At 40.8% G+C, this 24,188-nt stretch carries 15 protein-coding genes; 8 read left to right on the plus strand and 7 right to left on the minus strand.

The window, feature by feature from the left end; all coding sequences use genetic code 11:
- Window positions 1–44: 44 nt before the first annotated feature.
- The 3 genes from WKU26_RS08035 to WKU26_RS08045 all read left to right on the plus strand — a co-directional run bounded on the left by WKU26_RS08035 (window position 45) and on the right by WKU26_RS08045 (window position 1,875).
- Window positions 45–554 carry an RNA polymerase sigma factor gene (locus tag WKU26_RS08035; RefSeq protein WP_340321582.1) on the plus strand — a complete coding sequence of 170 codons (510 nt, stop codon included), beginning with the start codon at window positions 45–47 and terminating at the stop codon, window positions 552–554.
- Window positions 544–1,005, plus strand: coding sequence for a hypothetical protein (locus tag WKU26_RS08040; protein ID WP_340321583.1), 462 nt, complete (start codon window positions 544–546; stop codon window positions 1,003–1,005). The genes WKU26_RS08035 and WKU26_RS08040 overlap by 11 nt, the downstream gene beginning before the upstream one ends.
- A gap of 165 nt (window positions 1,006–1,170) precedes the next feature.
- Window positions 1,171–1,875 (plus strand): M48 family metallopeptidase, encoded by a 705-nt coding sequence (locus WKU26_RS08045; RefSeq protein ID WP_340321584.1) that lies wholly within the window; start codon window positions 1,171–1,173, stop codon window positions 1,873–1,875.
- A 4-nt stretch (window positions 1,876–1,879) separates the two neighbouring features.
- Here the strand turns inward: WKU26_RS08045 and WKU26_RS08050 are convergent, their stop codons facing one another.
- On the minus strand, window positions 1,880–2,944 hold the full coding sequence (locus WKU26_RS08050) for a M20 family metallo-hydrolase (RefSeq protein WP_340321585.1): 1,065 nt from the start codon (window positions 2,942–2,944) through the stop codon (window positions 1,880–1,882).
- A gap of 208 nt (window positions 2,945–3,152) precedes the next feature.
- On the opposite strand from WKU26_RS08050, the gene WKU26_RS08055 reads away from it, so the two are divergent.
- On the plus strand, window positions 3,153–4,958 hold the full coding sequence (locus WKU26_RS08055; RefSeq protein ID WP_340321586.1) for an AMP-dependent synthetase/ligase: 1,806 nt from the start codon (window positions 3,153–3,155) through the stop codon (window positions 4,956–4,958).
- 19 nt (window positions 4,959–4,977) lie between these two features.
- Window positions 4,978–5,469 carry a peroxiredoxin family protein gene (locus WKU26_RS08060; RefSeq protein ID WP_178266043.1) on the plus strand — a complete coding sequence of 164 codons (492 nt, stop codon included), beginning with the start codon at window positions 4,978–4,980 and terminating at the stop codon, window positions 5,467–5,469.
- Between the two features lie 445 nt (window positions 5,470–5,914).
- Here the strand turns inward: WKU26_RS08060 and WKU26_RS08065 are convergent, their stop codons facing one another.
- The 6 genes from WKU26_RS08065 to WKU26_RS08090 form a co-directional block, all read right to left on the minus strand.
- On the minus strand, window positions 5,915–8,146 hold the full coding sequence (locus WKU26_RS08065; protein WP_340321587.1) for a GH92 family glycosyl hydrolase: 2,232 nt from the start codon (window positions 8,144–8,146) through the stop codon (window positions 5,915–5,917).
- Between the two features lie 146 nt (window positions 8,147–8,292).
- Window positions 8,293–9,264 (minus strand): glycoside hydrolase family 130 protein, encoded by a 972-nt coding sequence (locus WKU26_RS08070; protein WP_340321588.1) that lies wholly within the window; start codon window positions 9,262–9,264, stop codon window positions 8,293–8,295.
- 27 nt (window positions 9,265–9,291) lie between these two features.
- A complete protein-coding gene (locus WKU26_RS08075) occupies window positions 9,292–10,665 on the minus strand; it encodes an MFS transporter (protein ID WP_340321589.1) in 1,374 nt (457 codons plus the stop codon).
- Between the two features lie 262 nt (window positions 10,666–10,927).
- The gene (locus WKU26_RS08080; protein ID WP_340321590.1) at window positions 10,928–13,210 is read right to left on the minus strand and encodes a GH92 family glycosyl hydrolase; all 2,283 of its coding nucleotides are present in this window, start codon (window positions 13,208–13,210) and stop codon (window positions 10,928–10,930) included.
- Window positions 13,211–13,220: 10 nt separating this feature from the next.
- Complete coding sequence (locus WKU26_RS08085) at window positions 13,221–15,503, minus strand: GH92 family glycosyl hydrolase (RefSeq protein ID WP_340321591.1); 2,283 nt, start codon at window positions 15,501–15,503, stop codon at window positions 13,221–13,223.
- Window positions 15,504–15,553: 50 nt separating this feature from the next.
- Window positions 15,554–17,833, minus strand: a complete 2,280-nt coding sequence (locus WKU26_RS08090) for a GH92 family glycosyl hydrolase (protein ID WP_340321592.1) — start codon at window positions 17,831–17,833, stop codon at window positions 15,554–15,556.
- A 524-nt stretch (window positions 17,834–18,357) separates the two neighbouring features.
- Between WKU26_RS08090 and WKU26_RS08095 the strand changes: the two genes are divergently transcribed.
- From WKU26_RS08095 to WKU26_RS08105, 3 genes are read left to right on the plus strand one after another with little or no spacing between them, the layout of a single operon-like run.
- Entirely contained in the window at window positions 18,358–21,465 is a 3,108-nt protein-coding gene (locus WKU26_RS08095; protein WP_340321623.1) for a SusC/RagA family TonB-linked outer membrane protein, read from the plus strand.
- Window positions 21,466–21,477: 12 nt separating this feature from the next.
- Window positions 21,478–23,067 carry a RagB/SusD family nutrient uptake outer membrane protein gene (locus WKU26_RS08100; protein WP_340321593.1) on the plus strand — a complete coding sequence of 530 codons (1,590 nt, stop codon included), beginning with the start codon at window positions 21,478–21,480 and terminating at the stop codon, window positions 23,065–23,067.
- A 28-nt stretch (window positions 23,068–23,095) separates the two neighbouring features.
- Window positions 23,096–24,181 carry a glycoside hydrolase family 18 gene (locus tag WKU26_RS08105; protein ID WP_340321594.1) on the plus strand — a complete coding sequence of 362 codons (1,086 nt, stop codon included), beginning with the start codon at window positions 23,096–23,098 and terminating at the stop codon, window positions 24,179–24,181.
- Window positions 24,182–24,188 lie beyond the last annotated feature (7 nt).

Genomic DNA, 24,188 nt, shown 5'->3' on the forward strand with positions numbered 1-24,188 from the left:
GGTGTAACTTTGGGGTCATTCACCCGTCATTGTTATAGAAAGCAATGCAAGAAATCAGTTTTCGAAACGATATATTACCGCTGAAGGATAAATTGTACAGGTTGGCACTTCGTATAACACTGGACAGTGCAGAAGCGGAAGATATTGTACAAGATACCATGATTCGGGTTTGGAATAAGCGCGAGGAATGGAAACAATTCGAGTCTGTGGAGGCTTACTGTCTGACGGTTGCCAGAAACTTGGCAATAGATCGTAGTCAGAAGATGGATGCCCGGCATGAAGAATTGCTACCTGAAATGCAGGAGATTTCAGATGCGTTGCGACCTGATGAGCAATTGGAACAACAGGAACAGTTAAGTCTGATTCACCGGCTCATCAATGATCTTCCGGAAAAGCAGCGTACAATGTTACAGTTGCGTGATGTGGAAGAAAAAAGCTATAAAGAAATTGCCGAGATTATGCACCTAACGGAGGAACAGGTAAAAGTAAATCTTTTTAGGGCACGGCAACGGATTAAAATGAAATACAATGATTTAATAAGATATGGACTATAAGTATATTGAACAGCTGTTGGAGCGTTACTGGATTTGTGAGACTTCTATCGAAGAAGAGCAGATTCTCCGTTCTTTCTTCAAGCAAAAAGATATTCCTGTTCATTTGTTGCCTTATCGGTCATTGTTTATCTATCAGGAAGAAGAAAAGAAAGTCGGGTTAGGCGAGGATTTTGACCGTCGTGTATTGGCTGAAATAGAAAGACCTGTAGTCAAAGCCAAGCATCTTAGCTTGCATTCCCGTTTTATGCCCTTGTTTAAGGCTGCTGCTGTAGTAGCGTTTCTTTTTCTGGTAGGAGGAGTGGTGAAACATTCTGTCAGTGAGGAGAAAGCAGGTGTTGTATATGTGTATGACGAATATGAACATCACCAGAAAACTCCACAAGTTGCGTATGAATCTGATACCTTGGCTATACCGATGGATATGTCTCAAGGATTGGATGTGGAGGAATAACGAAATAACATTTTCATTTGCTTTTATATATAATAGTTAGTGCTTAAAATTGTTTTAGAGGCTGTGAAGTTTCAATTCTCTCAAATTAAATTACTAACTCAATAAATTGGGAAAGGTTACCGCGTGAGCAGTAACCTTTCTTTCTTTATCTTTGTACTCATAATTATGGCAACTAAAAGAATCATACCCGATCCGGATTTCGGATATATCATACTCCGTTCCCGCCGTTTGGCTCGCAATATTACGATGCGTGTAAAGCCAGATGGGCTGTATGTTACCGTTCCTCCTTACAGTAAGACCGATAGAGTGATGGCTGTACTGTCTTCTTATAGAGAACGGCTGTTGGAAGATTTCCGCAAAGTAGCAGTGAAGAAGATTGACTTTAATTTTTCTATTCAATCTGAATGTTTTCGCCTGTCTTTGGTACCTGGTGACATGAAATGCTTCATGCTCCGGCAAACGGAAGAGGGGATAAATATATATTGTCCGCGTGATACTGATTTTTCGAAAGAGGAAGTCCAAAAGCTGGTGCGTAATGCCATAATCAGAGCCTTGAAAAAAGCAGCATCTTCTTATTTGCCTCCTCTTCTTCGGTTCTGGTCCGAGCGTTATGGATTGCCCTATAAAAAAGTACGCATAACTGGTGCCCGAACCTGTTGGGGAAGTTGCACAGCTACGCGTACTATTAGTCTTTCCTGTTATTTGATGCTGGTACCTTCTAAGTTGATGGATTATGTGATTTTACATGAACTTGCACATACCCGTGAAATGAATCATGGGGAAGCATTTTGGACTTTACTTGACAGCATGACCGAAGGACAATCTCTTCGTCTGCGTGCTGAACTTCGTAAATTCCGTTTCCCTTTTTAATGTCTTAGAGTTCCAGTCCGTCTAAAATGTCAATATAGGTTTTTATTGCCTCTTCTATTTCGCTGACTAAAATATATTCATCGGCTGTATGCGAACGGGATGATTTTCCCGGGCCAATTTTAACCGAAGGGAAAGGCATTAAAGCCTGATCGGAGAGAGTCGGCGATCCGTATGGCACTTTTCCTAATTCAACAGCTCTTCTTACAAAGGGATGCTCAGGAGAAATGCGTGATGAATTCAAACGGAAAGAACGGGCTTTAGCCTCACAACTGATGTGAGTCTTGATTTCTTCTAATAGTTCGACGTTTGAATAGAATTCATTGCTCCGGATATCCACAACGAAAGTGCATAAATCAGGAATTACGTTATGCTGTGTACCGGCATTAACTTGTGTGACGGTCATCTTTACCGGTCCCAATAAAGATGATTCCTTCGGAAAACGGTAGCTACGGAACCAGTTGATATCATCGAGTACTTTGTAAATAGCATTTTCTCCTTCTTCACGTGCCGCATGTCCTGCTTTTCCTCGTGCAGTTACATCCAGTACCATTAATCCTTTTTCGGCAATGGCCGGATTCATCTCTGTAGGTTCTCCTACTACTCCCAATGTAATAGGAGGCAGTTGTGGCAAAACGCTTTCTATTCCATTTTTACCCGATACTTCTTCTTCGCATGAGGCAAGGAAGATGAGATTATATTTTTGCTGGGTACTGCTAAGATAACGATAGGTCTGGAATAAAGAAACTACACTGGCACCTGCATCGTTGCTTCCTAATCCATAAAGTTTGCCATTATCCATCTTGGCTGTAAAGGGTTGCTTGCGCCATCCCTGAACAGGTTTTACAGTATCGATATGTGAATTCAGAAGAATGGTAGGACGGTTGATGTCGAACATCGGGCTGATACACCAAATGTTATTTCCCGAACGTCCGGTCATAATACCTGTAGCTTCGATGTAGTTTTGTAGAAAGTCTGCAGCAGCTTCTTCTTCCCGGCTGATAGACGGAATGCCAATTAGAGCTTGTAGCAGGGTAATAGCTTCGGCTGTGTAATAATCGTAATCTATCATAAAAATGCTTTTTTTTGATGAAGCAAAGATAATATTTTCTGTCTAAACATCTTGATGTTTAACGGTTATTATACAGTTGCATCTGCAATTAAAAAGTTGCGTGATATTGCTGTAAGTCATTGAATAAACGGAGAAAATAATATGCGGGCATAGTGGGTCATTCCAAATTAAACCATATCTTTGCAAAGAGATTAAATAAAAACAATAAATGAGCAATTCTTGTTTATCGCATTTGATTCATCACCAGGCAAAAAAATATGGTGAAAGAATCGCTTTAAAATATCGTGACTATGAAACAGAAAGCTGGATACCTGTTACATGGAATCAGTTTTCAGAGAGAGTATGGAAGGTATCGGAAGCCTTAATTGCATTGGGGGTTGAAGTTCAGGAAAATATCGGTATTTTCTCTCAGAACATGCCGGAATGTTTATATACAGATTTTGGAGCTTTTGCTTGCCGTGTAGTAACTATACCGCTGTATGCTACCAGTTCCGAATCGCAGGTACATTATATTTTGGAGGATGCATCAATCCGTTACCTGTTTGTGGGTGAACAATATCAGTATGATGTAGCTTTTCGTGTTCAGAACCTGTGCAAGACGCTGCATCGGATTATTATTTTCGATCCGAAAGTAAAACGAGCTCCTAACGATAATAATTCACTTTATTATACTGATTTCCTGAAGCTGGGAGAAGAAAAAGACTATAAGAATGAAGTCGAATCACGTACAGCCGCATCTACAGATACGGATTTGGCTAATATTCTATATACATCGGGTACCACCGGCGAATCAAAAGGAGTGATGCTTCATCATTCTTGCTATGGAGCTGCTTTTGAGGCCCACAACACTCGTATTACCCGTTTGGGAGAAGACGATGTGATTATGAACTTCTTGCCATTTACTCATATTTTCGAACGTGCCTGGTCCTATTACTGTTTATATAGGGGATGTCAGCTTTGTATAAATTTACGTCCGCAGGATATCCAGAAAACAATTAAAGAGGTTCGTCCTACGGCTATGTGTAGTGTGCCCCGTTTTTGGGAAAAAGTCTATGCCGGTGTACAGGAAAAAATCAATGCAACTACAGGATTAAAGAAGAGTCTGATGCTGGATGCCTTGCGTGTAGGCAAGGAGCATAACATTGACTATCTGATGAATGGAAAGACTCCTCCTGCGTGGTTGCATATGAAGTATAAGTTTTATGAAAAGACCATTTACAGCTTACTGAAGAAAACCATTGGTATAGAGAACGGAAACTTCTTCCCTACAGCCGGAGCAGCTATTCCGGTGGCAGTACAAGAGTTTGTTCGTGCAGTAGGTATTAATATGATAGCCGGATATGGTCTGACCGAAACGACAGCAACGGTATCCTGTGAATGGCTGGATGATTTCCGTATCGGTTCTGTGGGCCGTCTGATGCCGGGACTGGAACTGAAGATTGGAGAAAACAACGAAATTCTGTTGCGTGGAGAAACAGTAACAAAAGGATATTACAAGAAAGAAGCCCTGACCCGCCAGGTACTTACAGAAGACGGATGGTTCCATACAGGAGATGCCGGTTATGTGAAAGACGGCTATTTGTATTTGACAGACCGTATTAAAGATTTGTTTAAAACATCTAACGGAAAATACATTGCTCCGCAGGCTATCGAAACAAAATTGGTCGTAGATCGTTATATAGATCAGATCTCTATTATTGCCGACCAGCGTAAGTTTGTCTCTGCTCTTATTGTTCCGGAATACGGACAGGTAGAAAAATATGCCAAAGACCATCATATTGCCTATACCGACCGGAAAGATTTGCTGCAGAAACCGGAGATTATCGAATTGTTTAAGATGCGTATTGATACCCTTCAGCAGGAGTTTGCCCATTATGAGCAGATTAAACGCTTTACCTTGCTGCCCGAGCCGTTCAGCATGGAGAAGGGAGAACTGACAAATACCTTGAAAATCAAACGTTCGGTTCTGATAAAGAATTACGCGGCAGAAATAGAAAAAATGTACGAAGAATAACCTTTAACCCAATTAAAAAATGAAGAAAGTAGTATGTATGTTGTGTCTGTGCATGACTGTATTGTTCGCTTTTGCACAGCAGAAAAATCAGTTTACCCACTTTGATATGATGGGAGCCGACGGTAAAATGCACAATACTTCCGAATATGTAGGAAAAGGAAACTATGTATTGGTAGATTTTTGGGCTAGTTGGTGTGGACCTTGTCGTGCAGAAATGCCGCATGTAAAGAAAGCTTACGAGGCTTTTAAAGACAAAGGTTTCGATATCTTGGGGGTATCGTTGGATAATAAAGAAGAAGCTTGGAAGGGAGCTATCAAACAGATGGAACTGAACTGGAATCATGTGTCCGATTTGAAAGGTTGGAAGTGTGAAGGAGCAGTGATGTATGGAGTGAGAAGTATCCCTTATACAATGCTGATAGGTCCTGACGGTTCTGTAGTAGCAACTAATTTGCGTGGACAGGCTTTGTATAATAAGCTGGAAGAACTGCTTGGCGCTGAAAAGAAATAAGTATGCTTTTCAAAGCCATAAAAGCATGGTTCCTCTGATGAGGAAAAGAATACAGATAAGGTCATCTCAAGTTTATTTTGAGGTGGCCTTTCTTTTTGGCATACGGATTCTTTTTCCTCTGAAAAGCTCATAATCGTGTAATTTGCTGTTCTGTAGTTGATTTCTATAAATTGTACATTAGTTCAAGTAAGGAGCGAAATAGATTTGTATGAAGGGGGCAGGTCATTCCTTTGCAGATATATTTTGTGGCAGGAATAGAATAGTGATGAGAACGATAGAAAGTTTCATCCGCCGTCGTCGGTTGTCGGGTTGTCGCCGTTGGCCGTACAGCCGACGTTGTCGATTGTGCATTCGACGTCGTCGAATGAAATAAGCTGATAAAAGAAAACAGCATCCCATACTATTCCAGATGAGATGCTGTTTTGAGTAAGTAAGCTAATTGCTGTTATTTCTTGTAGAACTGCAGTGTACCGGCTTTCACCAAATCGTTATGATTGATGCGGTATCCGCATTTCTTTCCACCCATTTTAATTGATTCGATATAATCGGAATCCTTTTCTTTGTTGACTGTTTCGATAACCAGCTTATCTGTTCCGTAGTATTTCGGATCGAGTTTGATGGTTACTTTATCGAAGGTAGGCAATGTCAGTGTATATTCTGGTACACCCGGACAATCCGGATACAATCCCATCATACTGAAAATAGCCCAAGTAGACATTGTACCGGTATCATCGTTACCCGGAATACCGTCAGGCTTGGTGGTGAAATACTTGTTAAGCAATTCTTTTACAGTTTTCTGTGTACGCCATTCTTCACCCTTGAAGTAGCTGAACAAGTAAGGATATGCAATATCTGGCTCGTTGGCAGGATCATAATAACCCTTATCGAATATCATTTGCAGTTTGTCTACAAACTTCTTCTTGCCACCCATCAGTTTTGCCAGTCCTTTTATATCATGAGGCACATAGAATGTATAGTTCCATGCATTACCTTCGTGGAAACCTGGGCTTGGCTCGAAATTCTGTCCTTGCATGGGGTCGAATGGTGAGTAGAAAGTACCGTCGGGCAGGATAGGACGCAAGGTACCAAAGTCTTTGCAATAGTAGTTCTTGTATCCCATAGAACGTTTGTAGAAGAGTTTTGCATCTTCTTTCTTACCCAATGCCTTAGCCAGCGTAGAGAGAGAGTAGTCGGCAATGTAGTATTCCAGTGCATGCGATACCGAGTTGTCAAACTGTTCGCGGAGTGCTACGTAACCTTTCTGTGTATAGTCGTCGTTGTCCGGACGCATCAGGTTGTCTTTGCCAGGAAGTGTAGCCGACTTGTACATTGCTTCGTATGCCAGATTAATGTCGAAATCGCGGAATCCCTTCATCCAGGTATCTACGATAACCGGAATACTGGGGTCTCCTTCCATAGTCAGTGTTTCGCGTCCGTACAGTTCCCATTTAGGCAACCATCCGTGTTCGCGGTACATATCCAGCATGGTATTGATCATGTCCATCTGACGTTCCGGATAAACCAGTGTCATCAGCTGATGTACGTTGCGGTAAGTATCCCAAAGAGAGAAAACGGTATAGCGATTGCCTTTTGTTGTCAGGATTTTATCACCTTCCATCTGCGGATACTGTCCGTTTACATCCTGCAAGATGTTCGGATGAATCAGGGCGTGGTATAAGGCTGTGTAGAATACAGTCTTCTGGTCTTTTGTTCCTCCTTCTACCAGGATACGGCTCAAATCATCGTTCCAGCGTGTACGGGCTTCCTGATGAATTTCTGCAAAGTGACGTCCGTGCTGTTCCTTGTCGAGGTTTTCTCTTGCATTTTCTATGCTGACAAAAGAAACACCCATTGAAACTTCAATCTGTTCACCTTCTTCTGTATCGAAAGTAAACCATGCGCCGATGTCATCGCCGGCAATGTCTTTATTGTATTTGGTGTACAATTTGTATTTGCCTTGATCCGGATCCCATTCAGCTTCCACTCCGGTCATAGGACGCTGTTTCTTCCAGTATCCCGAAGCTTTGGGAGCCTTGTTAATACGCATTACAAAGTAGATGGGGAATACAGCTTGTGGGGTGTAGCAGAATGTACCCATAAGTTTCATACCCTCTATTTCCTGATCGTTCACCTTACGCATGAAAGCACCGGTTTCGTTGGTCAGACCTTCACCCAAATTCAGAAGAATGTTGCTCTCTCCTTTCGGGAAAGTGAAACGTGAAAGTCCGGTACGTGGAGTAGCTGTTGCTTCTGCCAGAATGTTATATTTGGTCAGTGAAATAGTATAATATCCCGGATTGGCATTTTCCTTTTCGTATTTGCTTCCGTAGTTATGATAGTCTACATCCAGTTTGCCTGTAGTAGGCATCAGCAGGAGTGATCCCAGTTCGGGGCAACCCACACCGCTGAGGTTGACGTGAGCAAATCCGGTAAAGAAACTATTGGTGTATTCGTACGGAGTTGACCACCAGCGGGCATCTTTATCGTAAGTATTTTCGTCGGAACCCATTACGTTGAACGGTACGACAGACATCAGACCGTTAGGGCAGATGGCTCCCGGATTACAAGTCCCGAAGTTGGTTGTTCCGATGAACGGATTCACATAATCGACCGGCTCTTGTGCCTGAAGTGTATTCAGGGTAAACAGGCAGGTCAGACCGAGTAAGAAATGTTTCATGGATAAGTTAGATTATATAATTATATAAAATTGAAAAAGAATAAAGCTGCCCAAATAGTCCGGATAGAAACCGGTCTACCTGATGCAGCTTTATTCTTAGGTTTTATTGATTTTTCAATGTGTACAATCGTACTTTATGCATTCATTTACACGATTGAGTGAGTTTTTACGAACTCAATGATTTCGTTGATGTATCCGAATGCCATACCTACTACAGTATCAGCTGCACCATAATATACGGCAACACGTTCGCCGTCCTGCAATGCAGCGCAAGGGAATACTACGTTAGGTACATCACCCTGCAGTTCGTAAGGAGCTGCCGGTGCCAGCAAGTAGTCGCGTGTACGGTACAATACCTTTTCCGGATTGTCTTTGTCCAGAATCACTGCACCCATTGAGTAACGGAAACCGTTGCAAGTAGTGATTACACCGTGATAGAACATCAACCATCCTGCTTCTGTAAGGAAAGGAACAGAACCTGCTCCAATCTTAGTACACTGCCATGCACTTTCAGGGAACGGAGTCACTTTCATTACGCAGCGGTGTTCACCCCAGTATTTCATATCAGGGCTATAGCTGATATAGATATCACCGAACGGAGTGTGACCGTTGTCGCTCGGACGGCTCAACATTGCATATTTGCCATTGATTTTCTGTGGGAACAATACACCGTTACGGTTGAATGGCAAGAATGCGTTTTCGCACTGGAAGAATTCTTCGAAGTCGAAAGTATAAGCGATACCGATTGTAGGTCCGTGGTATCCGTTACACCATGTAATCCAGTAGCGGTCTTCAATCCAAGTTACACGAGGGTCATATTTGTATTCAGATTCAATCATTTCTGTATTACCAGCCTTGAATTTGATAGGTTCGTGGCTGATATCCCAGTTGATACCGTCTTTACTGAAACCTACGAAGATGTTCATCTGTACAGCTTTGTTGTCGCAACGGAATACACCGGCGAATCCATCTTTGAATGGAACAACTGCACTGTTGAAAATACTGTTTGATGTAGGGATGTGGTAACGTCCGATAACCGGATTTTTTGAGTAACGCCACATTACATCTTTACAACCTGCCGGGCGATCTTCCCAAGGCATAATAAAGTTTTCTGCCATAATTCTATTTATTTAATGGTTTATTGATTATTCTCTTTCTCCTTCTATCAATGTTCCGTCTGCATTATATTTGAATGGAACGAAATAAGTGATTAAAAATGCCGGGATAGTAGCAATGAGTACAAAGATAAAGAAAGGTTCATATCCTCCCGGTTTGTTGAACCATTCGCCCAACAATTCGCATACCCATCCGCTGAGCATTCCTGGAATCATTACTCCCAAGTTCATAATACCGGAAGCAAAAGCATAATGAGCCATCTGATGTTTGCCCGGTGCTACTTGTTGCATCATAAACAGGGTGAGGCCTACGAATCCGAAACCATATCCGAAGTATTCGAATACAATACCGCTACAGATGATAATTCCGTTTTCCGGCTGGAAAAACGCAAAGAATGCATATACCACGAAAGGTAAGTTGAAGATACAGCACAAAGAGAACAAAGTTTTCTTCAGTCCGCGTGCTGCAATATAGTATCCGGCCAGTAATGAGCCTAACACAAAGGCGGCAGCTCCATATGTACCGTAATATAGTCCGATTTCTTTTTCGCTCAGTCCCAAACCACCCATATCTCTGCTTGCTTTCAGGAATAGAGGTACGATTTTCATCACAAAGCCTTCTGCAAAGCGATAGAGGATAATAAAGAACAAGTAGTAAACGATATGATGTTTCTTGAAGAAAGCAAGAAGAACATTGCCTAATTCAGACATGACTTCCTTTGTGCTACGTGCTTCCTTTTTTACATTATTGCTTCCGGAAGGTAGCATAAACATGTGATAAATGCCTAAAAGTACCATTACCACGCACAAAATAGCCATGATAATCATCCATGCTTTTTGGTTGGCTGATAAAACACTGGATGCATCAGCGCCAGCTCCACCACCATAGCTCTCAATCAGATAACCTGCCAGATAAACCAATCCACCGGTAGCAATGATTTTTGCAATATTATAGAAAGCTCCTTGCCATCCGATGTACTTGGCCTGTTCTTCTGTGGAAAGTTCACTCATATAGACTCCATCGCAAACAATGTCGTGTGTGGCACCGCTAAATGCAATAATGGCAAGTAAAGCGATTGCAATGCTGAAAAAGTGAGGGAGATTGAGTGAAAATGCTACCAGTCCGAAAGTGATACCTGTGATGAGCTGAGTAGCTATGACAAAGAATTTTTTAGTCTTGAAAAGTTCAAGGAAAGGACTCCATAAGGGCTTCAATGTCCAAGGAAGTAGGATTAAGGAAGTCCAGAATGTGATGAGTTTGTCTTCTACATTCAGTCCTTTAAACATTAATACTGTCACCATGTTGAGCACTACAAAGGGTAGCCCCATTGCAAAGTAGGCTGTCGGAACCCATGTAATAGGATTTCTTTTTGTTTGTTGAATTGTCTTTCCTTCTATTTTCATAGCATTAAAACTTTGTCTGCAAAATGTCATTAATTTGGTCTACAAATGTAAGAATTAATACTGAAATATTGAAAATAGAACTCTTGATTTTGTACTTTTTTATTGTTGTTCTTTTGAATTTTGATGTAGACAGATGCCCGTCTGCAATCTGCTTTGTACCGAAAGGATTTGAAGAAACTTTGTCATAAAAAGAACAGCCCTTCCAATTCACTTCTTTGTGGAAAAATGAATTGGAAGGGCTGTTAAAATGGGGTGTGAAAGATTATTTCTTTAATTCATTGGTAAATGAATAAGGAGCATCTTCCGGAGCAATACCTCTTTCTTTATTTGGAGTATTACTCATGTTGATGTCGATAACTGCACCGTTCATGAAATCGGAGTGAGTAAAGTAATTTTTGGTGTACTCGTTTCCATTTACTTTCATGTGCTGGATATAGATGTTTTCCTTACTGTTTTCCGGCGCATTGATAACTACATTCTTTCCGTTTTCCAAATGGATGGTTGCTTTCTTGAACAAAGGAGCACCTACTGCATACTGGTCTGTTCCCGGACATACAGGGTAGAAACCGAGAGCTGTAAATACATACCATGCTGAAGTCTGTCCGTTGTCTTCGTCACCGCAATATCCGTCAGGGGTTGCAGAATACATTCTATCCATTACCTGACGCAACCAGTACTGTGCTTTCCAAGGTTGTTTTGCATAATCGTACAGGTAAATCATGTGCTGGATAGGCTGGTTTCCGTGTGCATAGTTACCCATGTTCATTACTGTCATTTCGCGTATTTCATGGATTACCTGTCCGTAGTAGCTGTCATCGAAGATAGGCGGTACAGAGAATACAGAGTCGAGCATGTGGGTAAATACCTGGTCGCCTCCCATCAGGTCAATCAAACCTTGAGGGTCGTGGAATACTGACCATGAATAGTGCCAGCTGTTTCCTTCTGTAAAGGCGTCACCCCATTTCAATGGTGAGAATGGAGCCTGGAAACTGCCGTCTTCATTACGTCCGCGCATCAAAAGACTTTCTTTGTCGAACAGATTCTTGTAATTCATGGCGCGTTTTGCAAACAGCTTGAGTTCCTTTTTCGGACGCTTCAAATCTTTGGCCAGCTGGTAGATACACCAGTCGTTGTATGCATACTCCAGCGTACGTGCAGCGTTTTCGTTAATCTTTACATCGTAAGGAACATAGCCCAGTTTGTTGTAGTATTCATGTCCCAGACGTCCGGTTGAAGATACTTCCGGGTGTACATTTTCTGTTCCGTGAATCAGGCCTTTGTATAAAGTTTCCAGATCTTCAACCTTTACACCTTTCATATAAGCGTCTACCAGTACAGATGCAGAGTTGTTGCCAATCATACAGCCGCGGTGACCCGGACTAGCCCATTCAGGGAAGAAGCCGCTTTCTTTGTATGTGTTAATTAAACCTTCCTGAATTTCCTTGTTTACAGAAGGATACATCAGGTTAAGCAGAGGGAAGAGACAGCGGAATGTATCCCAGAATCCGGTATCAGTATACATATATCCGGGCAATACCTGTCCGTTGTAAGGGCTGTAGTGTACCACTTTACCCTGTGCATCAATTTCATAGAATTTGCGTGGGAACAGCAATGAACGGTACAGGCATGAGTAGAATGTGCGGTATTGATCAAGGTTGCCGCCTTCTACATCAATCTTAGACAATACCTCGTTCCATGCTTCCTTGCTCTTTGCTACCAAAGTATTGAAGTTGTCGTTACCCAACTCCTTCAAGTTGATGAGGGCCTGTTCGTGGCTGATGAAAGAAGAGGCAATACGTGCATGTACAGTTTCACCTTTCTTGGTTGCAAATCCAATGATTGCTCCTGCATGGTTAGCCTGCTGTTCGACGCCGTTTTCTTTCAATGCTCCATCAGCTACAGTAGCCTTGTATGTAAACGGCTTGTCGAATTCAATTACGAAGTAGTTTTTGAAATTGTCGGGAACTCCTCCGCTGTTACGTGTAGAGTAACCGATGATACGATTGTGTTCCGGTTCGATTTTTACATATGAACCTTTGTCGAATGCATCTACTACGATGTACGAATGTTCGTTTTCCGGGAAAGTGAAGCGGAACATGGCAGCACGTTCGGTAGTAGTCATTTCCGTTACAATATCGTGTTCTGCCAGATACACTTTGTAATAGTATGCCTTTACTTCTTCACCTTTATGCGCAAACCAGCTGGCACGTTTGTCTTCGTTGAATTCGGGTTTGCCGACAATAGGCATAATGGAGAACTGTCCGTAGTCGTTAATCCACGGACTTGGCTGATGGGTCTGCTTGAATCCGCGTATCTTGGTGGCAGTATAAGTATATTGCCATCCGTCTCCCATCTTTCCTGTTTGAGGAGTCCAGAAATTCATACCCCATGGTCTTGCAATTGCAGGATAAGTATTTCCGGTAGAAAGTTCAAAGCTCGACTGTGTTCCAACAAGCGGACTTACATAGTCTGCATAATCGGTAGTAGTCGCTTTCGCAAAGCTGAAAAAACCAGCTAACAAAATAAGTAATGATACTTTTTTCATGGCTTATTTATTAATTGTTGTTTAATTCCCATTGTTTAGGTTGATTGGTCATTGTTATCTCAATAATTCCGCCTTCTGCAATATCCTTATGATTTAGGAAGGGAGTATGAAGCGGGGTACCATTGAGCATAACAGACTGGATGTATTTGTTCTCTTTTGAATTGTTGTATGCCTTGATGGTAAATGTCTTTTGGTTAGGCAGATGGATTACCGCTTCATCGAACAAAGGACGTCCGATGGAATAAACCGGTTTGCCTGGACATACCTGATAGAATCCCATGGAGTTAAGTATGTACCATGCCGACATCTGTCCACAGTCTTCGTTACCCGAAAGTCCATCCGGAGCATTGCGATACTGTTCTTTAAACACACGGTCTATCAGTTCCTGAGTCTTCCATGGTTGTCCCACATAGTTGTACATGTGGATGATATGGTGGCTGGGCTCATTACCATGCGCATATTGTCCGATAAGACCACTGATATCTGCAGATACCTCTTCGCCTTCCAGGCTGGAATCGGCTGTAAAGAGAGAGTCTAATTTACCGATAAAGGCTTCTTTTCCTCCCATCAATTGCACCAATCCTTCGATGTCATGCGGTACGAACCAGGTCCATTGCCATGCATTTCCTTCACAATAGTCATCGCTACGATGGTTGGAAGCTCTTGGGCTGAACGGAGTACGCCAGTTCCCTTCCGAATCTTTTCCACGCATGAATCGTGTTTCCGGATCAAAGTAATGCTGGTATGCTTTGGCAAATTGTGTATATTTAGCCAAATTCTCTTTGTCGCCTACAGCTTCTGCCAAAATAGAGATGCAGTAATCATCGTAAGCATATTCCAATGCCTTGGCTACTGATTCATTATCTTTATCACAAGGTACGTAGCCTAACTTATTCTTATAATATTTAGTCTGTGGCATTAAATGTGGAAGCACTAAAGCCGGACAGGCAATACCTGTTGTATCATATTCGGCTGTACGCAAGCAGGCCTTGTAAGCTTCATCCAGGTCGAAATCAGCATAGCCTTTGGTGTAGGCATCGGCTATGAGCGATACGGCATGATAGCCAATCATGGTACCGGTATAATTGGATGCCAAATCCCACATCGGAAAAATACCTCCTTCTTTGTGTTTCTGAAGCAAAGAATAAATGAAATCATTATTCATTTGCGGCTCAATAATAGACAATAAAGGATGTAATGCACGGAAAGTATCCCAAAGAGAGAATGTAGTGTAAATAGGTTTATCGATATCTCCCTGGTGGACTGTTCGATCCATACCCCAGTATCGTCCGTCTACGTCAATGAAAAGATTCGGACTGATGGCTGTATGATACATTGAGGTATAGAAGATAGTTTTATCTGTTTCATTGTTTGTAGTAACATCAATTTTAGACAGATATTCATTCCAAGCCTGACGTGCATCTTTACGTACCTTGTCAAAGTTCCAGTCTGGAATTTCTGCTTCCAGGTTCTTTTTAGCTCCTTCCATATCTACTGCAGAAATACCTACCTTTACCAATACCGGTTCGTCTTGCTGTGTGCTGAAGTTGAGAAGCACTTTGCAACGAGGCTGCTGTTTGTTGTTTTGATCGGTTAATGTATCTCTTACAATTGTATAAGTAAAAGGTTTGGAGAACTTGGCATAAAAGCTGATTTGCTGATCGAAGGCCCAGTATTCTGTGAGTTTATGTCCTCGTATTTCAGTGTCACTCACTACTTCTACCTGCATGTCCAGATTGGTCTGATGTTGTACAGAGTAGTCCAGGTCTAAGATAAAACCTGCTTTTTCACTTGCAGGGAATGTGTAACGGTGCAGAGCAGCACGTTTGGTTGCAGTCAGTTCGGCTTTCACCTGATAACGGTCCAGATATACAGAGTAATATCCAGGTTCTGCTATTTCATTTTTGTGAGAGAATGTAGAAGAGAACGGTAAATTCTGTTGTGTATAGTCCTGAGGATTATATACTTGTTCTCCTACTGTAGGCATCAGCAGGATATCACCGTAATCGGCGCATCCTGTACCACTTAAATGAGTATGTGAAAAGCCATTTATCAGTGAGTCTGCATAATAATACCCGGATGAAGCATCCCAACCGTCGATACGTGTATCGGGACTGGGCTGTATCATTCCGTTGGGTACTACTGCTCCCGGAAAAGTATGTCCGTGTCCTCCTGTTCCGATAAACGGGTTGACATAAGATGCATAATCTTTCTCTATGCCGGAAGAGGTACATGCTCCCAGCATAGAGAAAAGGGTTGTGCAACTTATGATTGCAATGTTTTTTATCTTCATGATAAGAATGAAAATGCTTTAAATTAAAGCAAAAATAGTGATTAATTCAATTAATACCAAGCTGTACCTGGTGTGCTACCCATTTCCAGTTCCAGTGTAGCACCACTCATAATTTGCTCGTGAGTGATGTAGCTCTTGTCATAAGGCTGTCCGTTTAACTTGACAGACTGGATGTAGATATTCTCACGACTTACTTCTTTGGCAATAACTGTAAATGTCTTCCCGTTAGACAAATGCAACTCTGTCTTTGGGAACAGCGGAGTGCCCAATTCGTACATACCTGATACTGGATTTACCGGATAGAATCCCATTGCACTGAATACATACCATGCCGACATCTGTCCACAGTCTTCGTTACCGCAAAGTCCGGCAGGTGTATTTGTGTACAGATTGTGCATGATTTCCGCTACATATTTCTGTGTTTTAGCCGGTTGGCCTACAGCATTAAACAAGTAGCTTACGTGATGGCTTGGCTCATTGCCGTGTGCGTATTGTCCTATCATTCCTGTGCTGAAAATCGGTAACTCGTCTTCGTCGGTTGGATGGAATGTAAACATACTGTCCAGTTTCTGCTCAAAACGTTCTTTTCCTCCTACAAGGTCAATCATACCTTTGATGTCGTGTTGTGCAGACCAGAAATACTGCCATCCGTTACTTTCACAGATGTGCGGAGTATATTCATCGGCTTTGAAGTTGGCGATGAAATTACCTTTATCGTCGCGTGGCTGCATGAATGAAGTGGCAGGATTGTATACATTCTTATAATATCCGGCACGGGTATAAAATTCTTTGGCAATTTCTTCCTTACCCATCTTCTTGGCCATTTCGGCTATACAGAAGTCGTCGAAGGTGTATTCCAGTGTCTTCGACAGCGACCAGTTTTCAGTATTGTATTCGTCCTTTATATTATAAGGTATATATCCTTTTTCTTTGTAAAGACCGATACCGCGGTAGTGGTCTAAATTTGCAGTTGCAACGCATGCTTCCAATGCTTTTTCTGCATCAAAGTTACCAATTCCCTTCAGATATGCATCTACGATGACAGGTACTGCATGATAACCAATCATCATATCAGTTTCACTTCCATAGAAATTCCATACCGGAAGGCGTCCGTTCTGTTCGTAGAATGCCAGGAACGACTTAATCATATCGTTGGTACGTTCAGGCTGAGTATAAGTAAACAGAGGATGAGCGGCACGGTAAGTGTCCCATAATGAGAAAGTGCTGTAGTTGGTCCAGCCGTCTGCCTGATGTACTTGCTTGTCCGGACCGTAGTAAGCTCCGTCTACATCGTTGTAGATAGTAGGTGCAAGCATACTGTGATATAATGCGGTATAGAATACCACTCTATCATCTTCGTTTGTGGTTTCAATTTGGATTTTAGCCAGTTCTTTGTTCCACATGTCTTTGGCTTGTGCCAAATAAGTATCGAAATCATTGTTAGGTGCTTCTGCCTGTAAGTTCTTGGCAGCTCCTTCCATACTTGTACCCGAGATGGCTGTAACTAGAGTGATTTGTTCTCCTTCAGAGGTCGGGTAGTCGAAACGTGCAATGTAACCAGTACCGATTTGCTTACCTTCTTTTACAATTGCAGTTGTATCTATTGTCATCTTGTCGAAAGGACGAGAGAAGCGGGTACGGAAGTAAATCTTCTGGTTGCGTGCCCATCCGTCCGAATAGCGATATCCTTGAATGGTCACAGAGTCTACTACTTCAATATGAGAGTCTTGTGTAGCATCCCAGTTCATTGCCTTGCTAAGGTTCAGAATAATTGCCGATTCTGCTTTAGGAAATGTGTAACGCTGTACACCGCAACGTTCAGTTGCAGTCAATTCTACATTAATATTATAGTCTGTCAGCAATACTTGATAGTATCCGGCATATGCACTTTCGTTGTCGTGTGAAAATTTAGAATGTATGCCCAGAGGTTCTTCTGCTTCTTTGTACGGAAGAGTAACTGGCATGAAAGAAATGTCATATAAGTCTCCAGCTCCTGTTCCAGACAAGTGTGTGTGACTGAATCCGGCAATAGTGCTGTCTGGGTAATAGTATCCGGCAATACGGTCCCATCCGGGAAGACCATTGTCCGGGCTGAGCTGAACCATACCAAAAGGTACTTGCGCACCGGGGTATGTATTACCGGTGAAGTCGGTTCCGATGAACGGGTTTACATACTGCGTATAGTCTGTGGTAGCAGACTTGTTGGGGGTACTGCATGCCACAAATAATGCAGCTAAAGCGCAGAACGAAGATGCAACGAGTTTCATGAAATTAAATTTATAGTTATAATGTAAATTTATCGCTACAAAAATACGATTAACAAAAAACATATCCAATACTGGCAGATAACCATTTTGTGAAAATTAAGTGGAACTTAATGTTTTATTCTTCCTTTTTTAATGAATATAGTTCGAAAATAGTTTTATTTTTTATTTTAAGCTCGGTATTACAATGGGAAATTGTATGTTTTTGAATTGTCAGTTAGAACTTGTTAAATTCTCATTGGAGAGTATATTATTTTTCATTTAGACCTGCCTAATAGTTTTGGTAGTACAAAAACTATTTGTCTTTATTATTGTAATTAATTGTCAATATTGAAAATAATTTTGAATTACTCTCTTTTGAAGAATGTCATTATGTGATTGGAATTTGAATAGATATTGTATGTTTTATTAGAAAAAATTATATAAAAACGTTCTTGCTTAAATATATTTTATAAATTTGGGGCCGTTTTGAAGAATAACATATTGTTTAACCTTAACAAGAAAAAACAGAAATGAGAAAGAAACACTCATCTAAATGTTCGGAAACTCTTGCTCGGACATTAATGATGTCAACGCTTTTGGCAATTCCTATGCAAAATGCGTTTGCATCTTCAGATGCTGTTCAACCTGTTGCAGAACATGCTGCAGCTGTTCAACAAACTGTTCAACAAAAAAAAGTAACTGGGAAAGTTGTAGATGCTTTGGGACAACCTTTGATTGGTGTAACAGTCATGGAAAAGGGTACGACCAATGGAGGAATTACAGATTTTGATGGTAATTTCTCTTTAGAGGTTTCCGACAAGGCTGTTTTGCAATTTTCCTATGTAGGCTATAAGACAATAGAAGTGTCTGTAGTTGGGAAAACAGTCTTAAATCTTACTATGAAAGAAGATACAGAGGTATTGGACGAAGTTGTGGTTACGGCTTTGGGTATTAAACGTTCGGAAAAAGCATTGTCTTATAATGTACAGCAAGTTACTGCAGATGATGTAACAACAAATAAAGACGTAAACTTCGTCAATTCGTTAAATGGTAAAGTTGCTGGTGTAAATATCAATGCATCTTCTTCAGGAGTTGGTGGTGTTTCAAAAGTTGTAATGCGTGGTACAAAATCTATTATGCAATCATCTAATGCTCTTTATGTAATTGATGGTGTACCTATTTTTTCTGGTAGAAGCAATAAAGGAGGAACTGAATTTAACTCACAGGGCTCAACTGAACCGATTGCTGACATTAACCCGGAAGATATTGAATCAATGTCTGTATTGACAGGTGCAGCAGCTGCTGCATTGTATGGCTCAGATGCCGCTAATGGTGCAATTGTTATCACTACCAAAAAAGGAAAAGAAGGTAAGTTGAGTATTACAGTCAACAGTAATACCGAATTTTCTTCTCCTTTTGTAATGCCACGTTTTCAGACACGTTATGGAACTGGTTCTGAGGGCGTATATAGTTCTACTGGTAGCCGTAGCTGGGGACCTCATTTGACTGAAGCCAACTATTATGGTTATAATCCTACGGATGATTATTTCCAAACAGGTATAATTGGAAGTGAAAGCATCTCTTTGTCGACTGGTACAGAGAAGAATCAGACTTATGCTTCTGCAGCAGCAGTGAACTCTAAAGGTATTATTCCTAATAATAAATATAATCGATATAATTTTACTGTACGTAATACAACTTCATTCCTGAATGATAAAATGAAGTTGGATATCGGTGCCAGCTATATTTTACAGAACGACCAGAATATGACTAACCAGGGTGTGTATAATAACCCATTGGTAGGCGCTTATCTGTTCCCGAGAGGAAATGATTGGTCGGATATTGAGATGTATGAACGCTATGACCCGGCTCGTAAGATTTATACCCAGTATTGGCCTATCGGTGATGAGGCAATGACGATGCAGAATCCTTATTGGATCAACTATCGTAACCTTCGTAATAACAAGAAAGACCGATACATGTTGAATGCCGGATTAAGTTATCAGATCTTAGATTGGTTGAACGTGAGCGGACGTGTACGTTTGGATAATTCAAATAATGATTATACCGAAAAATTCTATGCATCAACTAATCTTCAGCTGACAGAACAATCAAACCGAGGACTTTATGGTATTACTCGTACTCAGGAAAAACAGTTGTATGCAGATGTCCTTGTAAGTGTAAATAAAAACTTTGGTACAGATTGGAGCTTACAGGCCAACTTAGGTGCTTCTATCTCTGATATGCGTTCTGATGCAATGCAAGTACGTGGTCCTATTGCGGATGGAGGAGCTGCTTTTGGTGATGAGCCGGTAGGATATACAAACTTCTTTGCTATTCAGAATTTGAGTGCAAGTAAAACTAAAAAGTTCCAGGAAGGATGGCGTGAGCAGACTCAGTCAATCTTTGCTTCAGCAGAAATCGGATATAAGAGCACTTATTATTTGACATTGACAGGACGTAATGATTGGCCTTCACAGTTGGCAGGTCCAAATTCAAGCAGTAAGTCATTCTTCTATCCTTCAGTGGGTGGATCTATCGTACTTTCCGAGTTGATGCCTAATTTAAATAAAGATTATTTGTCTTATATGAAGATACGCGGTTCTTGGGCATCTGTAGGTAATCCTTTCTCACGTTATATTGCAAACCCACGTTATGAATGGAAAAATAATGCCTGGAGCATTACAACCCAATATCCGTTGTATAACTTGAAGCCGGAACGTACTCAGTCATTCGAAGTTGGTTTGTCTATGCGCTTCTTGAAAAACTTCGATTTGGATGTAACTTATTACAATGCCAAGACTATGAACCAGACATTTAACCCTCAGCTTCCGGTAAGTGGATGGTCTGCAATGTATATTCAGACAGGTGCTGTTCGTAACCAAGGTATTGAGCTTTCTTTAGGATATAAAAATACTTGGAGAGACTTTACATGGGATACAGGTATTACCTATTCTATGAACCGTAATAAAATTCTGGAATTAGCTGATAATGCAATCAATCCTATTACAGGAGAAAAATTCTCATTATCTTCTTTGAATATGGGAGGATTGGGAGAAACACGTTTCTTCCTGAAAGAAGGTGGAACAATGGGTGACCTCTATTCTCTGATTGATCTGAAGCGTGATAGCAATGGCGATATTTATATTGGTCGTGACGGAAAAATGACAACTGAAACCATTTCAGATCCAGATCAATACATTAAGTTAGGAAGTGTATTACCTGATGGTAATTTGGCTTGGCGTAATAATCTGTCTTGGAAAGGTTTCAATGTAGGTTTCTTGATTACAGCTCGCTTGGGTGGAGTGGTTTATTCAAGAACTCAGGCAATGCTTGATTATTATGGCGTTTCTGAAGCTTCTGCTGATGCTCGGGATTTAGGTTATGTGATGGTAAATGGTACAGACCGTGTTACTCCTGAGACTTGGTATAGCACAATTGGAGCAGGAACAGCAGTTCCGCAGTATTATACTTATTCCGCAACCAATGTACGTTTGCAAGAAGCATCTATAAGTTATACTTTCCCACGCAAAATGTTACGAAATGTTTGTGATATTAAAGTCGCACTTATCGGACGCAATTTGTGGATGATTTACAATAAAGCTCCATTCGACCCTGAAACAGTGGCTTCTACTGATAATTTCTATCAGGGCATTGACTATTTTATGATGCCAGCATTGCGTAATATAGGCTTTAGTTTGAGCTTTAAATTTTAAAAGATAATAATTATGAAAAATACCATATTAAACAAGTTAATATTGAGCTCCTTAGTATTTGTCTCATTTTCTTGTACAGACAAATATTTGGATATAAATTCCAATCCTTACCAACCGGGAGATCTTGAAAATGATGATTATGCATTGGGATCGGCCATGACCCAGCTTGCAGGTTGTGTAGTATCTCCGGATGTGAATACTGCCCAATTTACAGATTGTTTGTTGGGAGGCCCGATGGGAGGATATTTTGCAGATTCTAACAAAGGCTTTTCTGCAACTATTTCTAATTATAATGCAAAAAATGACTGGACACGTGTTTTCCTGGTCAGTGATAAAGTGATTCCTGTGCTATATGGAAACTTAAACTCTGTAAAGATTGTATCAAACAATACTGGTAATCCGGTTCCTTATGCTATTGCACAAGTGATCAAGGTTGCAGCCATGAGTCGTATTACAGATACATATGGCCCGATTCCTTATTCTAAGATTGGAGAAGATGGTAAGATTACAATTCCATACGATTCTCAAGAAGAAGTTTATAATAAGTTTTTCGAGGAACTTGATAATGCTATTCAGGTACTTTCTGAAAATCAGAATGTATTATTGGTTCCTACAGCCGACTATGTGTACGGTGGAGATGTGAAGAAATGGATGAAATTTGCCAATTCATTGCGCTTGCGTCTGGCAATTCGTATTGCATATGCAAATCCACAAAAAGCAAAAGAAATAGCGGAAGCTTGTATTGACAGTGAAGCAGGATTGATTACAGCCAATGAGGACAATGCTTCCTGGAAGTATTTTGGAACAATTACCAATCCTTTGTTCGAAGCAGTTCGTTATAATATAGAAACAAGCGGTGGAGATACTCATGCAGCTGCTGATATAATTTGCTATATGAATGGTTATAAAGATAATCGTCGTGCAAGTTATTTTGAAAAAGCATCCAATGGCAGCTATGTCGGTTTAAGACGTGGTATTGATATCACACAAAGCAGTATAGCTGATAATTTTATTGATTACTCCACTGTGAAAATTTCGGCATCAGATCCTATTATGTGGATGAATGCTGCAGAAGTTGCTTTTCTGCGTGCGGAAGGTAAAGCTGTTTTTGATTTCAATATGGGCGGAGATGCAGAAGGCTTCTACAATGAAGGTATTCGCCTGTCATTTGAACAGTGGGGAGCAGACGGTGCAGATGCTTATATGGCAGATGAGGAAAATGTTCCTGAGACTTATGTAGATCCTTTCTCTGGTCAAAGTTATAATGAAAAGCTTTCAACCATTACAGTAAAATGGAATGAAGGTGCAACCAAGGAAGAAAAACAAGAGAGAATCATTATTCAGAAATGGATTGCCAATTGGATGTTGGGACATGAAGCTTGGTCTGATTATCGTCGTACAGGATATCCGCATTTGATTCCTGCTACAGCTGATGGTAATAAGAGTGGTGGTGTTGTTGACTCTAATAAAGGTGCTCGACGCATGCCTTATCCGACAGAAGAGTATTCCAGCAACTTGAATAATGTAAATGAAGCTGTTTCAAAATACTTACAAGGCCCTGACAACATGGCTACAGATGTGTGGTGGGCATGCAAAAAATAAGTATTAATGAATTTAATGTATTGTATATATGAAAACGATATTTCAAAATAAAAAAATATTTGTAGGACTTATTATGTCGGCCTTGCTGCTTCCTGCTTGTAATGATTGGACTGACCCGGAAAGTCTTACTTTACGTACCCCTTCTTTTGAAGAACAGAATCCAGAGCTTTATGAAGCTTATTTGAAAGATTTATGCAATTATAAAGCAGGTGATCACAATGTAATGTTTGTTTCATTTAATAATCCATTAACTTATCCGGTAAACCGTTCTGAACATTTGACTGTTTTGCCTGATAGTATTGATTTTGTCAATCTGAATAATCCGGATCAGTTGTGTGAAGCCATTCAAAATGAAATGGTTGAAATCAGAAAGAAAGGAACCCGTACTGTTTATACAATTGATTATGCAAGTTTTGAAAAAGACTGGACTGCAATTGTAAAAAACAGTGATGGTAGTTTGACTGAAGAAGATGCGTTGCAATATTTGGGAGAGCGTACAGATGAAATGTTGGCTCTTTGTGACCGATATAACTATGATGGAGTTATCGTAGATTATACAGGACGTTCTATGGTAAGTTTGCCGGAAAAGGAATTGGCTGAATATAATGCACGCCAAAAGAATTTTTTTGATAGAATAGGAGCATGGATTGATAGCCATAAAGGTAAGATGTTGGCTTTTTATGGAAACGCACAATATCTGTTCCCGGAACATATGGGCATTCTTTCAAAATGTAATTACATTATTCTGAAAACATTATCGTCTACAGGTGAGGGTGATTTAAGTGTGAAAGCCTATATGGCAGTACAAGCAGGTGAAGATGCAGCTGCAGCGTTGGGCAGTTCTGAAAACTTGGTACCGACAGATCGTTTTGTTGCTTGTGTAGAAACTCCACGCCCCGAAGATAAAGAGCAGGCTTTTGGTTATTGGGACACTGAAACAGGAGGCAGTAAGATGTTAGCCACTTATGGAGCCGCAAAATGGGTTGCTTCACCTTCTGCCGATTTTGAGAGAAAAGGTTTGTTTGTTCAGAATGCTCATAATGATTATTTTGGCAATAATCCTGTTTATCGTAACATTCGTGAATCTATTCAAATTATGAATCCTAATAATTAAGAATACG

This window comes from Phocaeicola sp. HCN-40430 (genome assembly GCF_037890285.1).
In the GTDB taxonomy this organism is placed as follows: domain Bacteria; phylum Bacteroidota; class Bacteroidia; order Bacteroidales; family Bacteroidaceae; genus Phocaeicola; species Phocaeicola acetigenes.

Bases quoted from the DNA above. Each gene is read 5' to 3' on its own strand.
- WKU26_RS08035 (WP_340321582.1), top strand. From the start codon at position 45: ATGCAAGAAATCAGTTTTCGAAACGATATATTACCGCTGAAGGATAAA.
- WKU26_RS08040 (WP_340321583.1), top strand. From the start codon at position 544: ATGGACTATAAGTATATTGAACAGCTGTTGGAGCGTTACTGGATTTGT.
- WKU26_RS08045 (WP_340321584.1), top strand. From the start codon at position 1,171: ATGGCAACTAAAAGAATCATACCCGATCCGGATTTCGGATATATCATA.
- WKU26_RS08050 (WP_340321585.1), bottom strand. From the start codon at position 2,944: ATGATAGATTACGATTATTACACAGCCGAAGCTATTACCCTGCTACAA.
- WKU26_RS08055 (WP_340321586.1), top strand. From the start codon at position 3,153: ATGAGCAATTCTTGTTTATCGCATTTGATTCATCACCAGGCAAAAAAA.
- WKU26_RS08060 (WP_178266043.1), top strand. From the start codon at position 4,978: ATGAAGAAAGTAGTATGTATGTTGTGTCTGTGCATGACTGTATTGTTC.
- WKU26_RS08065 (WP_340321587.1), bottom strand. From the start codon at position 8,146: ATGAAACATTTCTTACTCGGTCTGACCTGCCTGTTTACCCTGAATACA.
- WKU26_RS08070 (WP_340321588.1), bottom strand. From the start codon at position 9,264: ATGGCAGAAAACTTTATTATGCCTTGGGAAGATCGCCCGGCAGGTTGT.
- WKU26_RS08075 (WP_340321589.1), bottom strand. From the start codon at position 10,665: ATGAAAATAGAAGGAAAGACAATTCAACAAACAAAAAGAAATCCTATT.
- WKU26_RS08080 (WP_340321590.1), bottom strand. From the start codon at position 13,210: ATGAAAAAAGTATCATTACTTATTTTGTTAGCTGGTTTTTTCAGCTTT.
- WKU26_RS08085 (WP_340321591.1), bottom strand. From the start codon at position 15,503: ATGAAGATAAAAAACATTGCAATCATAAGTTGCACAACCCTTTTCTCT.
- WKU26_RS08090 (WP_340321592.1), bottom strand. From the start codon at position 17,833: ATGTTTTTTGTTAATCGTATTTTTGTAGCGATAAATTTACATTATAAC.
- WKU26_RS08095 (WP_340321623.1), top strand. From the start codon at position 18,358: ATGCAAAATGCGTTTGCATCTTCAGATGCTGTTCAACCTGTTGCAGAA.
- WKU26_RS08100 (WP_340321593.1), top strand. From the start codon at position 21,478: ATGAAAAATACCATATTAAACAAGTTAATATTGAGCTCCTTAGTATTT.
- WKU26_RS08105 (WP_340321594.1), top strand. From the start codon at position 23,096: ATGAAAACGATATTTCAAAATAAAAAAATATTTGTAGGACTTATTATG.